The following is a 2,308-nucleotide window of genomic DNA, read 5'->3' on the forward strand; positions in this document are numbered from 1 at the left end:
GCGCGGGAGCTGCGCACCGACGAGCCGACCGTGGTCCGGCTGCTCTCGGCGGTCTACCGCAAACTCGGCACCGACCCCACCGGCCTGACCCTCGTCCCCCTGCCCTAGGAGGTCCGCCTGCCCTAGGAGGTCCGCGCCGTCCACCCCGGACCGGCGCGCGACCGGGCGGGCGGAGTCCGCCGTTCCGTGCGCCGGGGCGCCCGCAGCGCACGGAACCTCTATGACCTGGGGCACACGCTTGTTCCCCACGTCGTACCATGGCGGCATGTCGTTCCTCCGCCGCCGCAGCGCCACGCCCGCCGGGCCCGACTTCGACGTCCTCGCCATGGACCCCGGCGACTGGCCCGGCAACCTCGGCGCCGGTCTGCTGCCCGCCCCCGACGGAAGCTGCCAGGGGGTCTTCCTCCGCTACGACCTGTTCGGCGGCCGCGGCCCCGCGATGATCATCGGCAACCTCCCCGAGGGCTCCCCGGCCCGCGAGACCGCCGACGACGAGGTCCCCTTCGAGGTGGCCCAGCTCCTGCTCGCGCTGGAGAACGACGAGGAGATCACCGTCGTCGGCGTCGAGGACATGCCTGTCATGCAGGGCGACAACCTGATGATCGTGCGCCGCCTCAAGCTCTCCGAGAGCCGGATCTCCTGCGTCCAGTTCGACCGCAGCGACAACGTCCTGGTGACCATCGCCGCCTGGGACCGCCCCATCACCGACGACCTGTACGCCCTGCTGAAACCGCTCCCGGCGGAGCTGTTCCAGCAGGGCTGAGCGGCTACCGGGCCGCCACGACGTCCACGTCGGCGGCCCGCACGTACGCCACCCGGTGGCCGTACTGGATCTGGTAGTACAGGTCCTCGCCGACGACCACCCGGTGCGCGTCGGCGGTGAAGGTGACCGCGTAGTAGTACTCGCCCGGCAGCCGGTCCCCGACCACGTAGCGCTGTCCCGCGGGCAGCGTGTACGGCAGCGGCGAGACCGCCTGCGCGGGCACCCCCGCGGGGTAGGCCGCCGCCTCCGGATAGGCCCGCCCGTAGACCGGCACCGAGGCGGCCCCCGCCCTGGGCGTCACCACCCGGCCGGACGCGGGCACCGCCGTGGGCCGCTTCGCCGGGTTCTCGAACCAGGCCTTCTGCCCCAGGTACCAGATCGCCGTCCAGTCACCCTCCCGGCCCGCGACCGCGTACTGCTGCCCGGTGGAGACCCGGGACGACAGGTCGTTCACCCCGGTCGTCGGCGCGGTGCCCAGCCCGACGTCCTTCACCAGCGGGTAGGACGTCCCGGGCCCGGTGTACAGCCGCACCTCGCTCGAACCGTGCGACGCGCACTCCGTCCCGGCCGTCACACAGCCCGTGTACGAGGGCCGGTTCGCCGTGTACTCCGGGCGGATCGTCACCAGCGACGCGTGCCTGCCCGCCGTCGCCCGGAACGGGTGGCCCAGCAGCTCGAAGTAGTGCCGCCAGTCCCAGTACGGGCCGGGATCGGTGTGCATCCCGGAGACCGTGGACGCCGTCGGACCCGGCACGTTGTCGTGGCCCAGGATGTGCTGGCGGTCCAGCGGGATGCGGTACTTCGCGGCGAGGTACCGCACCAGACGGGCCGACGAGCGGTACATCGCCTCCGTGTACCAGGAGTCGGGCGCCGCGAGGAACCCCTCGTGCTCCAGGCCGATCGACTTGGCGTTGACGTACCAGTTCCCCGCGTGCCAGGCCACGTCCTTCGCCTTCACGTGCTGCGCGACGAAGCCGTCCGTGGAGCGCAGCGTGTAGTTCCAGGACACGTACGTCGGGTCCTGCACCAGGTTGAGGACGCCGTCCCAGGCGCCCTCGGTGTCGTGCACGACGATGTACTTGATGCTCTGCGCGGCCGGACGGTCCCCGAGGTCGTGGTTGCCGTAGTCGTGGTCGCCGAACTCCTCGTAGGGCGCCGGGACCCACGCGCAGGAGATCGACCGGGGGCACTCGGTGCCGTCCGCGGACCCCTTGCGCAGCCCGGCCCCGGCGAGGGAAGCGGTGTCGGGCGCCAGCGAGGGCTGCGCCGCCAGCGTCACCCGCTGCCCGGCGTCCGTGGTGCGCTCCTCCCCGTCGCGCAGCACCCGGTAGACGTCGTCGGCGTACGCGGCGGCCGTCGCGGTGTCGTCGGCGCCGGAGAACCGGGCCACCGCCCCGTACCAGTCGGCCGGGTCGGAGCTGAGCGGTGCGCCCAGCCCGCGCTGCGCCTCGGCCAGCAGCGCGGCGCCGCCCGCCACGTTGGCCGCCGGGTCGGTGCGCAGCTCGCGCGCGCTGCGGCCGGTCAGCTCCGCCGCCCTCGGCAGCG

2 protein-coding genes are annotated in these 2,308 nt (G+C 73.5%); one reads left to right on the forward strand and one right to left on the reverse strand.

The window, feature by feature from the left end:
* Window positions 1–265 precede the first annotated feature (265 nt).
* A complete protein-coding gene (locus GA0115242_RS17735; RefSeq protein WP_093829567.1) occupies window positions 266–763 on the forward strand; it encodes a hypothetical protein in 498 nt (165 codons plus the stop codon).
* A 4-nt stretch (window positions 764–767) separates the two neighbouring features.
* On the opposite strand, the gene GA0115242_RS17740 is transcribed toward GA0115242_RS17735, so the two are convergent.
* Window positions 768–2,306 (reverse strand): N-acetylmuramoyl-L-alanine amidase, encoded by a 1,539-nt coding sequence (locus GA0115242_RS17740; protein WP_237549136.1) that lies wholly within the window; start codon window positions 2,304–2,306, stop codon window positions 768–770.
* Window positions 2,307–2,308: the final 2 nt, after the last annotated feature.

It is taken from the genome of Streptomyces sp. SolWspMP-5a-2 (assembly GCF_900091845.1).
GTDB classification, from domain to species: Bacteria; Actinomycetota; Actinomycetes; order Streptomycetales; family Streptomycetaceae; genus Streptomyces; species Streptomyces doudnae.